Consider the following 16,710-nt stretch of genomic DNA (forward strand, 5'->3'; position numbering starts at 1 on the left):
CGGCCCATAGCCAAGTTTCGCAACACTGTTCCGGGGTTTTGCAAGGAGAACCCGCGGCAAGCCAAAGAAGTGCGCACGCCGAAGCGACGCCGCTTCGGCACTGCCGAAACGTCAGAGCAGAGGGTCGATGATGGCCGACATTTCCGCAATCGACATCGCCCCTTTGTAGGTCTTTCCGTTGATGAAAAAGGTCGGTGTGGAATCGACCTTGAATTCGTCGGCGCCGCGCTTCTGGACGGATCTCACATCGTCCAGAAGTTTCTGGTCCGTCAAGCAGGCCTCGAAGGACTCCTGTGTAAAACCGGCAAGCTTGGCGATTTGCAGCAGTGCGTCCTTGGTATTGTTCACACCAACCCAGTTCGCCTGCTGCCTGAACAGCACGTCGACCATCGGGAAATAGTTGTCCTTGGAGCAGCGCGCCAGCATGAAACCGGCCTCGGCACTGGGATCGAACGGAAACTCGCGCAGGATGTAACGGGCCTTGCCGGTGTCGATATATTTCGTCTTCAGCTCCGGAAACGTGGTCTCGGCGAAATGCGCGCAATGCGGGCAGGTCATCGATGCATATTCGACGATGGTGACCTTTGCATCGTCCTTGCCGAGCTGCATGTCGGGCAGCGCGCCGGGCTTCAACAAGGCTGCCATATCCACCGTGCCCTGAGCTTCAGGCGCTTTGGCGGCGGCCGGGGCGGCCGGCTTCGCAGGTTCCGCCGGAGCCGCAGGTTTCACATCCTGCGCCTCGGCTTTCTCGCCCGAGTCGCTGCAGGCGGCAAGCAGGGCTGCCGCTGGTATTGCGGCCAGTGAAGTCAAAAGGTGTCTGCGGGACAAGGAACGAAGCATACGAGTCACCTGGCAATAGTTGGATTTTGCAATGCAAAGGCTACAAAAAGCGAGAGTTGGCGCGAATTAAGGCATTACCGCCCCTATTCCAATCGCCAAATCCGGGCATACCATCACGATAGCGCGAGATCACGGCTTCTTTTGACCAAGAATGGTGGCGCCAAGGCGCTCCAACGAGGCGCGCAGCCCGTCGTCCTCGATCAAACCGACAGTGCCCGACAGCTTCGCCTTCTCCGCCACGGTCAGCGGCCGCAAACTGGGTGCCGGCCTTTCCTTGCCCGCCATTACCGGCTTCTGCACGATCCTGATCCGGCCGATCGCATTGAAACCGAGAAACGCATTGACCCGGTTGATGATCTCGCCGGTCTCGTGCTGCAGATGCAGTGCCGCCACACCCTCGCAGGCAATTACCAGCACGGCCGGCTCGAACGGATCGTCCTCGTGCATGCGGCGCGGCCACTGGATCTTTTCCGGGCGCGAGCGGCCGGCAAGCCGCGGTCCGGCAATCTCTTCCCACGACTGGACCAGCCCGATCGACATGCCGGCCCGCTTGCGCAGCACCGGGTCGAGGATCTCGGTTGCGAGATCGCTCACCGGAACGGGATTGCCGAAGGGCCTTTTCCCTGCCATGTGCGTTCTCCAGCTTCAGCATCAGTGGATTAGGGCCGACCCTCGATCAATGGCACTGCACGACCAGACCCGCAAGGCCGTATCCGGAGACAATGGCGAGATCGCGTTCCGGCTGCTTGGCTGGTACGACGCGCATCACCGCGAGCTGCCGTGGCGCGTTCCGCCGCGTGCGGTGGCAGGCGGCGCCCAGCCAGATCCCTATCTGGTCTGGCTTTCCGAGGTGATGCTGCAGCAAACCACGGTCGAGGCGGTAAAATCCTATTTCCGGGCTTTCGTGCAGAAATGGCCAACTGTCGAGGCACTGGCGGCGGCACCGACCGAAGACGTCATGAAGGCCTGGGCCGGGCTCGGCTATTATTCCCGCGCCCGTAACCTCAAAGCCTGCGCCGATCTCGTCGCGCGGCAAGGCGGCCGCTTTCCGGACAGCGAGTCCGGCTTGAGGGAACTGCCCGGCATCGGCGCCTACACGGCGGCGGCGATCGCGGCGATCGCCTTCGACCGACCAGCCGCGGTCGTCGACGGCAATGTCGAACGGGTCGTCTCACGGCTGTATTCGATCGCCACGCCTCTGGGCGACGCCAAGGGCGAGATACGCGGCCAGGTCGAACGCATGGTTCCCCCGACAAGGCCCGGCGACTTCGCGCAGGCGATGATGGACCTGGGCGCGACGATCTGCACGCCGCGCCGGCCCCGCTGCATGCTCTGCCCGGTCAGGCAGGATTGCAGCGCCACAATCTCGGGCGATCCCGAGCGCTTTCCGGTCCGCCTGCCCAAGGCCGAGAAACCCTTGCGCCGCGGCGCCGCCTTCGTCGCCGTCAGGAGCGACGGCGCCATCCTTTTGCGCAAGCGCGCGAATAAAGGCCTGCTGGGCGGCATGACCGAAGTGCCGACGACCGGCTGGACCGCGCGGATCGATGGCGCCACCACGGTGGCGGCAGCCCCGTTCCCCGGCGACTGGCGGCAGGCCGGACGCATCGGCCATATCTTTACCCATTTTGCGCTTGAACTCGACGTGTTCAAGGCGGAGACCGACAGCGTCGGCCCGGCCGGGCATTTCTGGTCGCTGGCCCATGAAATTTCCGGGGAGGCGCTGCCGAGCGTCATGAAAAAGGTAATCGAAGCGGCGATACCGGGCGCGACGAAAAAGCAGCGGCCGCATTGAAAGAGAGAAGAATGTCCGAAATCCGCCACATCGTTTTCGACATCGGCAAAGTGCTGATCCACTATGATCCGAACCTGCCCTTCAGCCGCTTGATCCCCGATCCCGACGAACGGAAATGGTTCTTCGAAAATGTCTGCACGCACGACTGGAACATCGAGCAGGACCGCGGCCGCAGCTGGGAAGAGGCCGAAGCGCTGGCAATCGCTCAATATCCCGACCATGCCGAAAACATCCGCAATTTCCGCCGGCACTGGCACGAGATGGTGCCTCATGCCTATGAGGACAGCGTCGCGATCATGATCGGGCTGATCGAGAGCGGCCACGACGTGACGATGCTGACCAATTTCGCGGCCGATACGCTTGCCGAGGCCCGTGAGCGGTTCGATTTCCTCAATAGGCCGCGCGGCGTGACCGTGTCGGGCGACATCCGCCAGATCAAGCCGGATCGCGCCATCTACGATCACCACGTCGCCGCGTTCGGCCTCGATCCGGCAGCCACGCTGTTCATCGACGACAGCCAGAAGAATGTCGACGGCGCCAAGGCGGCCGGTTGGCAGGCTGTGCTGTTCACCGACGCAAAGACGCTCAGGGCGGACCTTGAGCGCCTTGGGATCAAAGTGTGATTTGAATCGCTTCCAGAGGTTGGGTGAGCCTTGGCATAACCGATCTATCGCAACTCGGAGCCTCAGGCCCCTGCCCGCTCCATGCCCAGCCGCGCAATGCGGCGAAGCTCGTCGATCGGTGTCAGACCGCCGCTGCGCTCATAATGCCAGAAGGTCCATCCGTTGCAGGCGTCCAGCCCCTGGACGTGAGCGCCGATCTTGTGGATCGACCCGGCACTGTCGCCGATCGCCAGCGTGCCATCGGCACGCACTTTTGCCGCCCAGCGCTTCTTGGCGTCGTAGAGCGTGGCGCCGGGCGCCACCAAGCCATTGTCGAGAAGCGTGACGAATGCGACGCGCGGCTCAGCCCGCTTGCCGGTCAGCACCGTCAAATTGGCGCCTTCCAGCGGCCGGACCGCATCGATACGTTCCATGGCGGCATCGATATAGGCCTGCTCACGCTCGATGCCGACGAAGTGGCGGCCAAGCCGCTTGGCCACAGCCCCGGTGGTACCTGAACCGAAGAAGGGGTCGAGCACGATGTCGCCTGGCCTGGTCGATGCCGTCATGACGCGGGCAAGCAACGCTTCCGGCTTCTGCGTCGGATGTAATTTGTCACCATTGTCGTTCTTCAGGCGCTCGCCGCCGGTGCAGATCGGAAATAGCCAGTCGGAACGCATCTGAATGTCGTCATTCGACGCCTTCAGCGCCTCGTAGTTGAATGTGTAACCCTTGCCCTTTTGGTCGCGCGATGCCCAGATCATCGTCTCATGCGCGTTCTGGAAACGGCGGCCACGGAAATTGGGCATTGGATTGGTCTTGCGCCAGACGACGTCGTTGAGGATCCAGAAGCCCAGGTCCTGCATCTTGGCGCCGACCCTGAAAATATTGTGGTAGGAGCCGATGACCCAGATCGTGCCGTTGGGCTTCAACACGCGGCGCGCCGCCAGCAGCCAGGCGCGAGTGAAGGCGTCGTAGGCCTCAAAACTGTCGAACTGGTCCCAATGGTCGTCGACGGCATCGACCTTGGATTGGTCGGGCCGGTGCAGATCGCCATCGAGCTGCAGATTGTAAGGCGGATCGGCAAAGATCACGTCGATCGACTTTTCCGGCAGCCGTTCGAGCGCGGCGACGCAGTCGCCCTTCAGGATCGTATCCAGCCACTCGGATTGCTGGGGAGCATCGGAAAGGTCGTCGAGAAGACGCACGGCAGACATTGTGACACCCAAGGCACGCGTTACTGTTTACTGTCCGTTATGGTTACCGATCAGCGTAAATATTCAGTGAAGCAGCACGCCGAATTTGCGAAGCCCGGCCTGTTGGTGTATGCCGCGCCGCCTGAGCCGTTTTGACCAAAGGCCCTCTCGGCATTCCCCTCATCCCGCTTCCCGGATCACCATGCCCCAGCCAGATCTTGTCATCTTCGATTGCGACGGCGTGCTCGTCGATTCCGAAATCATCGCCGCGCGTATCGATGCCGAGCTTTTGACCTCGGCCGGCTACGAGATATCGGCCGAGGAGATTTCCGAGGTCTATGCCGGGCTGATTTTCAAGGACATCATGATGCGGGTCGAGGAAAAGTCCCGGATCCCGTTCCAGGCCTCCTTGATCGACAAGGAGGAACAGCTTGTCGATCGCAGGCTGCGCAGCGACGTGCGTGCCATCGACGGAGCGCACGAAGCTGTCGCCACGGTAGCAGTGCCGCGCTGCGTCTGTTCGAATTCGCGTTCTGAGCGGATCGAATTCATGCTGGAGAAGGTGCAGCTTTTGCCGTTCTTTGCCGGCCGGATCTTTTCCTCGCTGGAAACCCCGACCGGGAAAACCAAGCCGGCGCCGGACGTGTTTCGGTTCGCCGCGGAAAAGCTCAAGGCCGATCCGGCGAACACCTTTGTCATCGAGGATTCGGTGCATGGCGTCACCGGCGCCAAGACGGCGGGAATGCGCGTCATCGGCTTTACCGGCGCGGCGCACAGCTATCCCGGCCACGCCGATGCGCTGACCGAGGCCGGCGCGGAAACGGTCATCCGCCGCTGGGCGGAACTGAAAAGCGTGATCGCCGCGCTGTCGGAATGGTCGGCGGACGCGTGAGAGGCCGCCTCAGCCGCCGCGGCGCGAATGCAGCGGCTTAGTTGGTCGCGGCGGCTTTCTTCTTCCTCGGCTTGTCTGTCGCTACTTTCGGAGCGCCCTCGTCATACCCGGCATATGCCTGGTAGTCCTTCGCCGTCGGCTCCGGAACGACGACGTTGGAATCGGTGAAGACGAACTGCGTGGCACTCGAAGGATCGGTAACCTGGACCTGATAGGAGTGAAGCTGCGAATAGAGAACTTCGGTGCCGTGCATCACCGCGATGCGGATCGGCATGGTGATGGTCCCGGGGGTGAACATCGGGCCAGGCACGACCTTGCCGGCGACGGCTATCTTCATCGACAAGGAGCCGTTGGCGCGGCTGCAGTCGCGGGTCACATCGGTGATCGAAGCCTGATAGACGATCTTGGCGGAATCGTCCGGCTGATCGACGCCAGCCGCGTCCGTTGCCGGCTGCGCGGCTTCCTCGGCGGCAACATCGGTTTTTTTCTTCGGCTTCGGACCGCTCTTGGCGTAGGTATTGAAGAAAGCGGTGCCGTCACGCAACGTCACTTTCGGGCAATAGGCCTGCAGCTGGCTGGAAAGCACCTTGGGATCGGGTGGCGGTGGCGGCGTCGTGTCCTTCTTGCCGAAGCCGAGAATACCATTGTCGCTCGATTGGCAGCCTGCGGCGGCAAGCATAAAGCCGGCGAGCCCCAGACCCGCGACAAAACGACCGTTGAATGAATGAAACGCCATGAACTGCACTTCCCTCTCGCAAAGCCGGTGACGTATATCAACCGCGCGGCAAAAATGCGACTGAGCCAGCGCAGAAATCCACCACCTCGCGGCGGGCCAAAATTCCCGGCAGCAATGGAACCGTAACGATGCAATATGTGAGTACCCGCGGGGAAGCGCCCGCGCTGGGATTTTCCGACGCGGTGCTGGCCGGACTGGCGCGCGACGGCGGGCTCTACCTGCCGAGCGCCTGGCCGCATTTTTCCGCAGCCGAGATCCGCGCCATGCGCCGCCTTGCCTATCCCGATCTTGCTATCCGGGTGCTGTCGCCGTTCCTCGGCGGCGAGATCGCGGCGCCGGTGTTCGAACGGCTGGTGTGCGAAGCCTATGCGAGCTTCCGCCATGAGGCCGTCTGCCCGCTGGTGCAGACCGGGCCGAACAGCTTCGTGCTCGAGCTCTTCCATGGCCCGACGCTCGCGTTCAAGGACGTGGCGATGCAGCTTCTTGCACGGCTGATGGACTATGTGCTGGCCGAGCGCGACCAGCGCGCCACCATTGTCGGCGCCACCTCCGGCGACACCGGAGGGGCCGCCATCGATGCCTTTGCCGGGCGCAACCGCACCGACATCTTCGTGCTTTTCCCGCATGGCCGCGTCTCGCCGGTACAGCAGCGGCAGATGACGACCTCGACCGCCGCAAACGTCCATGCGTTGGCGATCGAAGGTAATTTCGATGACTGCCAGGGCCTGGTGAAGGACATGTTCAACGACCATGGTTTTCGCGACCGGGTATCGCTGTCGGGCGTCAATTCGATCAACTGGGCCCGCATCATGGCCCAGATCGTCTATTATTTCTCCTCCGCGCTGTCGCTCGGCGCGCCCGACAGACCGGTTTCCTTCACCGTGCCGACCGGCAATTTCGGCGACATCTTTGCCGGCTATGCCGCCAAGAAGATGGGGCTGCCGATCGAACGGCTGATCATCGCCACCAACGACAACGATATTCTGGCGCGCACGCTGGCGACCGGCGAATACCGCATGAAGGGGGTTTTTTCGACCACGTCGCCCTCGATGGACATCCAGGTGTCTTCGAACTTCGAACGCTTGCTGTTCGAAGCGTCCGGCCGCGATGCCTCGACCGTGCGGCGCTACATGAACGGGCTCAAGCAGTCCGGCGCCTTCACCATCGAGGCTGGCGAAATCGCCAAGATCCGCTCCGAATTCGACGCCGGCCGCGCCACCATGGACGAGGTCGCCGCCAGTATCCGCACCACACTAGCGGCGAGCGGCTATCTGCTCGACCCGCATACGGCCGCGGCCGTGCATGTGGCCGCCGGCAAGGCTGCGGGTGAGGTGCCGATGGTGGTGCTGGGCACTGCGCACCCGGCAAAGTTTCCCGCCGCCGTCGAAGCCGCCAGCGGCGTGTCGCCTGCCCTGCCTGCATGGCTAGGCGGGTTGATGAGCGCCGAGGAAAAATACACGGTACTTCCATCCGACCTGAAAATGGTGGAAGATTATCTCGGCCGCCACACGCGGGCGGCGCGTTAGGGAGTAATTGCCATATGGGTGTTGAGGTAAGCCGTCTGTCGAACGGCCTGACAGTCGCCACCGAAACCCTTCCAAGCCTCGAATCTGTTGCCCTTGGCGCCTGGGTCAAGTCGGGCGCACGCAACGAGCGTGACGAAGAGCACGGAATGGCGCACTTGCTCGAGCACATGGCTTTCAAGGGCACCAGGCGGCGAAGCGCCTTCGAGATTGCCTCGGAGATCGAGGACGTCGGCGGTGAGATCAATGCCGCCACCAGCGTCGAGACGACCTCCTATTATGCAAGGGTTCTTAGCGACGACGTGCCGCTGGCGGTCGATATTCTTTCCGACATCCTGCAGGACTCCGAATTCGATCCGCAGGAGTTGGAACGAGAGCAGCATGTGATTTTGCAGGAGATCGGCGCCGCGCACGATACGCCCGACGACGTCGTTTTCGATCACTTTACCGAGACCGCCTTTCGCCACCAGACTATCGGCCGCTCGATTCTCGGCACGCCGGAAACCGTCAAATCCTTCACTTCGAAGCAGTTGCACGACTTCATCGAGCGACAGTACGGTGCCGAGAACATGGTGATGGTGGCGGCCGGCGATATCAAGCACGACGATTTCGTGCGGGAGGTCGAAAAGCGGCTCGGCAGCTTCCGCGGCAAGGCCGACGGCACCATCCCGCAATATGCGCAGTATGTCGGCGGCGATTTTCGCGAGGACCGCGACCTGATGGACGCCCAGATCGTGCTGGGTTTCGAGGGCCGCGCCTATCACGTCCGCGATTTCTATGCCTCCCAGGTCCTGTCGATGATCCTGGGCGGCGGCATGTCGTCGCGACTTTTCCAGGAAGTCCGCGAAAAACGCGGCCTGTGCTATTCGGTCTATGCCTTCCATTGGGGTTTTTCCGACACCGGCGTCTTCGGGGTCCATGCCGCGACCGGACAAAGCGATATTGCCGAGCTGGTGCCTGTGATCATCGACGAGCTGCAAAAGGCCGGCGAAAACATCCTGCAGGAGGAGCTTGACCGGGCGCGTGCCCAGTACCGCGCCGGGCTGATCATGTCGGCCGAGAGCCCGGCCAGCCGCGCCTCGCAGATCGCCAGGCAGTTGCTTCTGTTCGGCAGGCCGATCGCCAAGGAAGAGCTGATGGAGCGCCTGTCGGCGTTGACTGTCGAGCGGCTGACGGATCTGTCGTCCCGGCTTTTTTCGACCAAGCCGACGCTTACAGCTGTCGGGCCGGTGGGTACGCTCGCGCCCTATGAGGCGATCCTCGATTCGCTTTCGGGCACGCAGACCACTGCCCGTAAGCTTGCCGTCTAAGCCCATTCGAGCATCGTGTTCGCGCTCCCTTTCTTTCGCCGCGACCTGCCGGCACTGAAGGGCGAGCTGGTCACGCTGCGCGTGCCGCTGACCAACGACTATCGCGAGTGGTCGGTGCTGCGCAGTGAAAGCCGCGCCTTCCTCGAGCCGTGGGAGCCGCGATGGACGCCTGACGAGCTCGACCGCACGGCGTGGCGGCACCGTATCGGCCGCTACCGCGAGGACTACGCGCAGGGGACGGCGATCGCCTTCTTCATCTTCGAGAAAAGCAGCGGCAAGCTGGCCGGCGGTATCACCCTCGGCAATATCCGCCACGGGGTCGCCCAAAGCGGCCATATCGGCTACTGGATCGGCGAGCGCTTCAGCGGACGCGGCCTGATGACCGATGCCGTCAAGGTGGTGACGCGTTTCGCCTTCGAAACGCTGCGGTTGCACCGGATCGAAGCTGCCTGTATCCCCGATAATGCCCGGTCGATCCGCGTGCTTGAAAAAGCCGGATTCCGGCGCGAAGGACTGCTACGATCCTATCTCAGGATCAACGGTATCTGGCAGGACCATTACCTATACGCCCGAATCGCGGACGATCCGCCGGGCGTTGGAACAAAGGACTGATTTTTGACGAATTTTCTGCGCAACGGGTCGCTGCTTGCCTTTATGCTGGCTGCAATCGTCACGCTCTGCGCGGCATCGTCGGCGTTTGCGGTCGAACCGATCAAGATCGCCCGCGACGACGTGGCGCTCGACCTTTCGGGCGCCGTCGCAATCTACCGCAACCAAGGCGAGAATTTCCAGGTCTCGACGGCACCCGGCCCGGACGGCATCGTACGGCGCATCGAGGTCGAGGCCAATGACGCGCGCTCGACCGGCGACTGGGCGGTGTTCGCGCTCGCTAACACCACCGACCAGCAGCTCGACAGGCTGATTGTAGCACCGCATTTCCGGCTGGTGAATTCCGGCCTGTTTTGGCCGGATCTCGGCTCGACCCGTATCGCTGCGATCACGCCCAGCGAAGGCTTTGCGCTCGACCGCCAGACCAGCCCCGACGCCGACGTGTTCCGGGTGACGTTGAACCCCGGAACGGTGATCACCTTCATCGCCGAGCTCGCCTCGCCCAAGCTGCCGCAGGTCTATCTGTGGGATCCTGAATCCTACAAGGACTCGGTCAATTCCTACACGCTGTTTCGTGGCATCGTCATCGGCATCGCCGGCCTGCTGGCGCTGTTCCTGACCATTCTTTTCGTCGTCAAGGGGACCTCGATGTTTCCGGCGACGGCGGCCCTTGCCTGGGCGGTGCTTGCGTATATCTGCGTCGATTTCGGCTTTCTTAACAAGATCATAGAAATATCCCCGGGCAACGAGCAGATGTGGCGCGCCGGAACGGAGGTGGCGCTTGCGGCGACCTTCGTGGTGTTCCTGTTTGCCTATCTCAACCTCAACCGGTGGCACGGCCATTTCAGCTACGGCGCGCTGGTCTGGATTCTCGGGCTGGTGCTGATCGCCGGCGTCGCCATCATCGATCCGGCGGTTGCCGCCGGCATTGCCAGGCTGTCCTTCGCCGCCACCGCACTGACCGGGCTCGGCCTGATCATCTTCCTCGGTATCCGCGGTTACGACCGCGCCATCATGCTCGTGCCCAGTTGGGTGATGGTTCTGCTGTGGCTATGCGGATCGTGGATGGCGATCACCGGCATGCTGGACAACGATATCGCCCAGCCGGCGCTGGGCGGCGGGCTGATCCTCATCATCCTGCTGATCGGCTTCACGGTGATGCAGCACGCTTTTGCTGGCGGCGCCCTGCATCAGGGCCTGTTCTCCGATCTCGAGCGGCAGGCGCTGGCGGTTGCCGGATCGGGCGATACTGTGTGGGACTGGGACGTGCTGCGCGACCGGGTCGTCACTCGTCCCGACGTCAGCATTCAGCTCGGCCTTGCTCCCAACAGTCTCGGCGGTCCCGCCCGCAACTGGCTGCCGGTGCTGCATGCCGACGACCGCGACACGTTTCGCACGACGCTCGACGTGGTGCTCGAGCACCGGCGTGGCCGGGTGTCGCAAAACTTCCGCCTGCGCGGCGCCGATGGGCACTATCACTGGTTTGCGCTGCGCGCCCGGCCGGTGATCGGCTCGGACGGCGAGGTCATCCGCTGCGTCGGCACCATGGTCGATGTGACGGAGCAGAAGAAGTCCGAGGAACGGCTGCTGCACGACGCCGTGCACGACAATCTGACCGGCTTGCCCAACCGCGAGCTGTTCATGAACCGGCTGGAGGCGATCATTTCGATCGCCCGCACCGAAGAGAAGGTGCGCCCGACCGTCTTCGTCATCGACATCGATCGCTTCAAGCAGGTCAATGACGGGCTCGGCATCTCGGCCGGCGATACCATCCTTTTGACCATAGCGCGGCGGCTGCACCGGCTGCTCAAGCCGAAGGATTCGCTGTCGCGCTTTGCCGGCGACCAGTTCGCGCTGATGCTTTTGTCGGAGCAGGATCCGGCTCGCATCGCGGCCATCGCCGATGCCATCAAGCACGCCATCAACAACCCGATCACCTTCGCCAAGCGCGAGATCGTGCTGACCGCCTCGATCGGGCTGATCACCTGGACGTCCACGCAGACCTCGGCCGAGGACATGGTCAAGGATGCCGAGCTTGCCATGCATCAGGCCAAGCGCTTCGGCGGCGACAGGATCGAGCCGTTCCGGCCCGCCTTCCGCACGGTCGGCACCGACCGGCTGCAGTTCGAGTCCGACCTGCGCCGCGCCATCGAGCGACGTGAATTCACGCTTGCCTATCAGCCGATCGTGCGGCTCGAGGACGGCAGCGTTGCCGGCTTCGAAGCGTTGCTGCGCTGGGACCATCCGCGGCGCGGCATGATCCCGCCCGCGGATTTCATTCCGGTTGCCGAAAACTGCGGCCTGATCGTGCAGCTTGGGCTGTTCGCCATGCAGCAGGCTGCCGAAGACCTGGCCGGATGGCAAAAGCAGATCGGCGATGCGCCGCTGTCGGTCTCGGTCAATCTGTCCAGCCGTCAGCTCATCCGCCGCGACCTGGTCAGCGACGTCCGCTCGGTGATCGCGCGAGCCAACCTGAAACCGCGCTGCTTCCGGCTCGAACTCACCGAATCGCTGGTGATGGACAATCCCGAGCAGACCGCCCATGTGCTGACCAAGCTGAAGCAGCTTGGCATCGGCCTGTCGTTGGACGATTTCGGCACCGGCTATTCATCGCTGGCCTATCTGACGCGCTTTCCTTTCGACACCATCAAGATCGACAAGAGCTTCGTCGACGACGCGACGCCGAAACGCGCGGTGCTGCTCAAATCGATGGTCAACATGGCGCATGAGCTCGGCCTGTCGGTCGTTGCCGAAGGGATTTCGGACGAAAGCGATGCGCTGGAGCTACGGCAGATGGGCTGCGAATACGTGCAGAGCTTCATGTTCGGCGCGCCGATGCCCGGCGACCAGGTGCTGAAGACGCTGAAGGAACAGTATCCGCTCACTCAAGCGTGACAAGTTTCTGGGACGTGATGAGGGCTCAGGCGTGACCGGCAGCCAGGCTGAGATGCGCGAGATCGATGCCGATCGAGGCAAGGATCCGGTCGTATTTGCGGTCGATGTCGGCGTCGAACAGAAGCTCGGCACTTGCCGGGCAAGTCAGCCATCCATTCTCGGCGATCTCGTTTTCAAGCTGGCCCGCACCCCAGCCGGCATAGCCGAGAGCCATCAGCGCCCGCCGGGGTCCGCGGCCGGAGGAGATGGCGCGCAAAATGTCGACGGTCGCGGTCAGGCAGACGTCGTCGGACACGGCGAGCGAGGATTCCACCCGGTAGTCGCCCGAATGCAGGACGAAGCCGCGGCTGCGATCCACCGGTCCGCCATTGCGCACGACAAAGTCGCGCGCCGGCGCCGGCAGACGGATCGCCTCCATCTCATTCATGATGCCAAGTTGCACGAGCAGGTCCGGAAACAGCATCTGCTGCGTCTGGTTGATGATCAGCCCCATCGCACCTTCGTCGCTGTGCGCGCAAATGTAGATGACAGAGCGCGTGAAGCGGTCGTCCTTCATGCCGGGCATGGCGATCAGGAACTGGTCGTCGAGAAAGCCGGGGCCTGTGGCCGTCCTTTTATGGCGCAACAAATCCATGGCCACAGCGTAACGCGTTTCCGAAGCCTCGAAAAGATGGGCGGCGCTCGATTTGATCAGGCTCGTAAATCGAAGGTCACGCAAATATGATGCCGGCCGCGTCATGAAATCATTGTGCGGCCATCAACGGACGATCAAATCACCGTCATGCAAAGCTTGAAAATCCTGCTGCTTGGTGTGGCCATTGGATCGGCGACCGGCCTCCCAGCCTCAGCCTCCTCGTCGGCCTGGTACAACAGCGAAGGCGGCAGGGTGAGGCTGGTGACGAGCGGCAAAGCCGACGAGGCCGGACGTCTCCAGGGCGTCCTCGACATTGCGCTGAAGCCCGGCTGGAAAACCTATTGGCGCGATCCGGGCGATGCGGGCGTGCCACCACAGATCGACGTCTCGGCCAGCACCAACATTGCCGACGCGACGCTTTTGTTTCCGCCGCCGCAGCGCCATGACGACGGCTATGGCAAATGGGCCGGCTACGACCACCCGGTTTCGTTGCCGGTGACGTTCACGCTTGCCACGCCCGGCCAGCCGGCCGTCATCGATGCGGACATTTTCCTCGGCATCTGCGAAACCATCTGCATCCCGGTGCAAACAAGGCTGACCGTCGATCCCGGCGCCGATCCGGACAACGCCGAGGATGCGGCACTGGTCAAGGCAGGCCTTGCCACCCTGCCCGCCACGGCAACGCCCGATTTCGGCATAAACGTACTGCCGGGCGACCACGAAACGCTGATTGTCGAAGCGAGCTTTCCGGGCAGCCCCGAGGGCGCCGACTTCTTCGTTGCCGGCGAACGCGACTACATGTTCGGTGCCCCGGCACGCAGCGAAAAGGATGGCAAGCTGATCTTTACTGTGCCGATCCTCGACAGGCCGTCGACAACGCCAACCGATGGCGGCCTGCACTACACACTGACAAGTGCCGCAGGCGCGGTCGAAGGCCTGTTGCCATTCCCGTGATGCCAACGTCTGGACTGTTGCCGGGCGCGCCTTAATTCGCTATCGCAAGGACACTCCCTTCCATTCCAAACGAGGACCATCATGACGATCTCCGTTGGCGACAAACTGCCCGATGCGACCTTCAAGACAATGACCGCCGACGGTGCAAAGCCGATCACGACGGGCGAGATATTCTCAGGAAAGACGGTCGTGCTGTTTGGTGTTCCAGGCGCTTTCACGCCGACCTGCAGCAACAATCATCTGCCCGGCTACCTGGACAATTATGACGCCATCCTGGCGCGCGGCGTCGACACTATCGCCGTTGTCTCGGTCAACGATGTTCACGTCATGGGGGCTTGGGCCCGCTTCAGCGGCGGTGAAGGCAAAATCCTTTATCTTGCCGACGGCAATGGCGATTTCGCCAAATCGGTCGGCCTCGACGCCGACCTCTCCAGCGGCGGTATGGGGCTGCGCTCGAAGCGTTTTTCGATGATCGTCGATGACGGCAAGGTCACCGCACTCAATGTCGAGACAAAGCCCGGCGTCGACGAGTCCGGTGCGGCTCACATTCTCGGACAGCTTTCCGTCCTGGCGACAGCCTAGGCCAGGCACGGCAAAGGGCGCCTTCTAGCGCTCAACGTCCAAAGGACGCTGACTTTTGCATCGGCGCATGATCCTTCCGAAAGCCGACCCGGTTTCGGGGCCATGTGTCGGCCTTTCGGGACTGGTTGCTTTTGGGGATCTCGATTATGTCTGACATCTTGTGGCGCAGCGTCGCGATCGGCATCGGCGCAACCGCGCTTATGGATTTCTGGGCGATTTTCCTGAACAAGGCCTTTGCCCAACCGCGCCCGAACTGGGGGCTGGTCGGCCGCTGGGTCTGGCATCTCAGGGAAGGCAAGGTCTTCCATGATGACATTGGCGAGGCCTCGCCCTACCCACATGAATCAGTACTTGGCTGGGCCTTTCATTATGCTGTCGGTATCGTCTACGGCATCATACTGGTCGTGCTGGCCGGGACGGCCTGGCTCACCGCGCCGACCTTCCTGCCGGCCTTTATCCTCGGCATCGTCACCGTCGGCGCCGGGTGGTTTCTGCTGGCGCCCGGCATGGGTGCTGGCTGGGCCGCTTCGAAGCGGCCCAATCCGATGCAGGTCCGCGCCCTCAATCTTGTGTCGCATACGGTGTTTGCCATCGGACTGTTCGGCACCGCCCTCCTGATCCGCTGACACGCCAGTTCAACCGGATCAATAACTCTGGGTCGAGCGCCGAACCTTCTTGGCCGCCGATTGCCTGGACCGGGTGCCTTCCTTCGGCGGCACGGACGCGAGCACGGGTTTCGCCGACTTCGTCTTGAATGGCGCCATGCCGAGCCGCGCCAATTCGTCGGCGCGCTCGTTCTCAGGATGGCCGGCATGGCCCTTGACCCAATGCCAGGTGACCTGATGGCGGTTGCGCGCCGCGTCGAGCTGCTGCCACAGCTCGGCATTCTTCACCGGCTGCCGGGCGGCGGTCTTCCAGCCGTTGCGCTTCCAGCCATCGATCCAACCGAAAATGCCGTCCTTGACGTAGTTGCTGTCGGTATAAAGGTCGACGACGCAAGGCTCCTTGAGCGCGTTGAGCGCCGAGATCGCCGCCAACAACTCCATGCGGTTGTTGGTGGTCAGAGCCTCGCCACCATGGAGCTCCTTGATGGCGCGGTTGAAGCGCAGGATTGCGCCCCAGCCGCCAGGCCCGGGATTGCCCGAACAGGCACCATCGGTGAAGATTTCAACGCGCTTGGTCATGTCAGTCCATATTCGGAAGGAGAGTGGATCGCCCGGTGGAAGCGCATCCGGCGGATATACTCGGTCGGGTCGCGTTTCATTACCATGCCGCCATCCGGAACCGTCAGCCAGTCGTAGAGCCGGGTCAGCATGAAGCGCAGCGCCGAGCCGCGCGCCAGCATCGGCAGCGCAGCTTTCTCGTCACTGCTCAACGGCCGCACGCTTTGGTAGCCGGCAAGCAGCGCCGTGCCCTTGGTCAGATTGAAGGAAAAATCCTTCTCGAAGCACCAGGCGTTCAGGCACGTGGCAACGTCATAGGCGTAGAGGTCGTTGCAAGCGAAATAGAAGTCGATCAGCCCGGACAGTTTCTCGCCGAGGAAGAACACATTGTCCGGGAAAAGATCGGCATGGATGATGCCTTGCGGCAGACCGCTCGGCCAGTTCCGCTCGAAATCGGCGAAATCGGCATCGACCTCGGCCGCCAGTCCCGGCTCGACCTCGTCGGCGCGGGCGCGGGCGGCATTCCACAGCTTGCGCCAGCCATCGATGGCAAGGGCGTTGAGGCGGGTCATCGGAAAATCCGCGCCGGCCAGATGCAGTGCCGCCAGTGCCTTGCCGACCTCGCCGCAATGCGCAGCCGTCGGCCGCCGCAGCGACAGGCCTTCGAGAAAGGTGATGATGACCGCCGGCCGACCAGCAAGTGTTCCGATCACACTGCCATCATGTGCGGTGACCGGGAGCGGACAAGAAATGCCCTTTCTGGCGAGATGGGCCATGAGGCCGAGAAAGAACGGCAGGTCAGCCTTGTCGACGCGCTTCTCGTAAAGCGTCAGGATGTAGGAGCCGCTGCTGGTGTGCAGCAGAAAATTCGAGTTTTCGGTGCCTTCGGCGATGCCCTTGTAGGACAGGAGGTCGCCGACCGGATAGTTCCTGAGGAATGCGCCGAGCTCGCCCTCGTTGACGTCGGTGTAGACCGCCATCG

17 protein-coding genes are annotated in these 16,710 nt (G+C 62.7%); 10 read left to right on the forward strand and 7 right to left on the reverse strand.

Annotated elements, in window-relative coordinates:
* Positions 1 to 111 precede the first annotated feature (111 nt).
* Positions 112 to 840 (reverse strand): DsbA family protein, encoded by a 729-nt coding sequence (locus NKJ84_RS02500; RefSeq protein ID WP_254818473.1) that lies wholly within the window; start codon positions 838 to 840, stop codon positions 112 to 114.
* 129 nt (positions 841 to 969) lie between these two features.
* The gene (locus NKJ84_RS02505; RefSeq protein ID WP_352505203.1) at positions 970 to 1,470 is read right to left on the reverse strand and encodes a DUF721 domain-containing protein; all 501 of its coding nucleotides are present in this window, start codon (positions 1,468 to 1,470) and stop codon (positions 970 to 972) included.
* 49 nt (positions 1,471 to 1,519) lie between these two features.
* Here NKJ84_RS02505 and mutY point away from each other — a divergent pair, with 49 nt between their 5' ends.
* A complete protein-coding gene (mutY, locus tag NKJ84_RS02510; RefSeq protein WP_352505204.1) occupies positions 1,520 to 2,632 on the forward strand; it encodes an A/G-specific adenine glycosylase in 1,113 nt (370 codons plus the stop codon).
* Between the two features lie 11 nt (positions 2,633 to 2,643).
* Entirely contained in the window at positions 2,644 to 3,255 is a 612-nt protein-coding gene (locus tag NKJ84_RS02515) for an HAD family hydrolase (protein WP_254818470.1), read from the forward strand.
* 62 nt (positions 3,256 to 3,317) lie between these two features.
* Here the strand turns inward: NKJ84_RS02515 and NKJ84_RS02520 are convergent, their stop codons facing one another.
* Positions 3,318 to 4,451 (reverse strand): site-specific DNA-methyltransferase, encoded by a 1,134-nt coding sequence (locus tag NKJ84_RS02520; RefSeq protein ID WP_352476683.1) that lies wholly within the window; start codon positions 4,449 to 4,451, stop codon positions 3,318 to 3,320.
* A 181-nt stretch (positions 4,452 to 4,632) separates the two neighbouring features.
* Between NKJ84_RS02520 and NKJ84_RS02525 the strand changes: the two genes are divergently transcribed.
* On the forward strand, positions 4,633 to 5,322 hold the full coding sequence (locus NKJ84_RS02525; protein WP_352505205.1) for an HAD family hydrolase: 690 nt from the start codon (positions 4,633 to 4,635) through the stop codon (positions 5,320 to 5,322).
* A 37-nt stretch (positions 5,323 to 5,359) separates the two neighbouring features.
* On the opposite strand, the gene NKJ84_RS02530 is transcribed toward NKJ84_RS02525, so the two are convergent.
* Positions 5,360 to 6,058 carry a hypothetical protein gene (locus tag NKJ84_RS02530; RefSeq protein ID WP_352505206.1) on the reverse strand — a complete coding sequence of 233 codons (699 nt, stop codon included), beginning with the start codon at positions 6,056 to 6,058 and terminating at the stop codon, positions 5,360 to 5,362.
* Between the two features lie 128 nt (positions 6,059 to 6,186).
* On the opposite strand from NKJ84_RS02530, the gene thrC reads away from it, so the two are divergent.
* The 4 genes from thrC to NKJ84_RS02550 are packed head-to-tail and all read left to right on the forward strand — an operon-like array spanning position 6,187 to position 12,395.
* Positions 6,187 to 7,584: a threonine synthase gene (thrC, locus tag NKJ84_RS02535; protein ID WP_352505207.1), complete on the forward strand. Its 1,398-nt coding sequence runs from the start codon at positions 6,187 to 6,189 to the stop codon at positions 7,582 to 7,584.
* 14 nt (positions 7,585 to 7,598) lie between these two features.
* A complete protein-coding gene (locus tag NKJ84_RS02540; RefSeq protein WP_352476680.1) occupies positions 7,599 to 8,891 on the forward strand; it encodes a M16 family metallopeptidase in 1,293 nt (430 codons plus the stop codon).
* A gap of 15 nt (positions 8,892 to 8,906) precedes the next feature.
* Positions 8,907 to 9,503 (forward strand): GNAT family N-acetyltransferase, encoded by a 597-nt coding sequence (locus tag NKJ84_RS02545; protein WP_254818464.1) that lies wholly within the window; start codon positions 8,907 to 8,909, stop codon positions 9,501 to 9,503.
* Between the two features lie 3 nt (positions 9,504 to 9,506).
* Complete coding sequence (locus NKJ84_RS02550) at positions 9,507 to 12,395, forward strand: EAL domain-containing protein (RefSeq protein ID WP_302895658.1); 2,889 nt, start codon at positions 9,507 to 9,509, stop codon at positions 12,393 to 12,395.
* A 25-nt stretch (positions 12,396 to 12,420) separates the two neighbouring features.
* Here NKJ84_RS02550 and NKJ84_RS02555 read toward each other — a convergent pair whose 3' ends face one another.
* On the reverse strand, positions 12,421 to 13,029 hold the full coding sequence (locus NKJ84_RS02555; protein ID WP_254818656.1) for a YqgE/AlgH family protein: 609 nt from the start codon (positions 13,027 to 13,029) through the stop codon (positions 12,421 to 12,423).
* Positions 13,030 to 13,176: 147 nt separating this feature from the next.
* On the opposite strand from NKJ84_RS02555, the gene NKJ84_RS02560 reads away from it, so the two are divergent.
* The 3 genes from NKJ84_RS02560 to NKJ84_RS02570 all read left to right on the forward strand — a co-directional run bounded on the left by NKJ84_RS02560 (position 13,177) and on the right by NKJ84_RS02570 (position 15,191).
* Entirely contained in the window at positions 13,177 to 13,983 is an 807-nt protein-coding gene (locus NKJ84_RS02560) for a protein-disulfide reductase DsbD domain-containing protein (RefSeq protein WP_352505208.1), read from the forward strand.
* Between the two features lie 81 nt (positions 13,984 to 14,064).
* Complete coding sequence (locus NKJ84_RS02565; RefSeq protein WP_292657494.1) at positions 14,065 to 14,565, forward strand: peroxiredoxin; 501 nt, start codon at positions 14,065 to 14,067, stop codon at positions 14,563 to 14,565.
* Positions 14,566 to 14,711: 146 nt separating this feature from the next.
* Entirely contained in the window at positions 14,712 to 15,191 is a 480-nt protein-coding gene (locus tag NKJ84_RS02570) for a DUF2938 domain-containing protein (protein WP_352505209.1), read from the forward strand.
* An 18-nt stretch (positions 15,192 to 15,209) separates the two neighbouring features.
* Here the strand turns inward: NKJ84_RS02570 and rnhA are convergent, their stop codons facing one another.
* Together rnhA and NKJ84_RS02580 are read right to left on the reverse strand one after the other, a co-directional pair.
* Positions 15,210 to 15,749, reverse strand: coding sequence for a ribonuclease HI (gene rnhA, locus NKJ84_RS02575; RefSeq protein WP_352505210.1), 540 nt, complete (start codon positions 15,747 to 15,749; stop codon positions 15,210 to 15,212).
* Entirely contained in the window at positions 15,746 to 16,708 is a 963-nt protein-coding gene (locus NKJ84_RS02580; protein WP_352505211.1) for a homoserine kinase, read from the reverse strand. The genes rnhA and NKJ84_RS02580 overlap by 4 nt, the downstream gene beginning before the upstream one ends.
* Positions 16,709 to 16,710: the final 2 nt, after the last annotated feature.

It is taken from the genome of Mesorhizobium sp. M0048, from assembly GCF_040323405.1.
Taxonomy (GTDB): Bacteria; Pseudomonadota; Alphaproteobacteria; order Rhizobiales; family Rhizobiaceae; genus Mesorhizobium.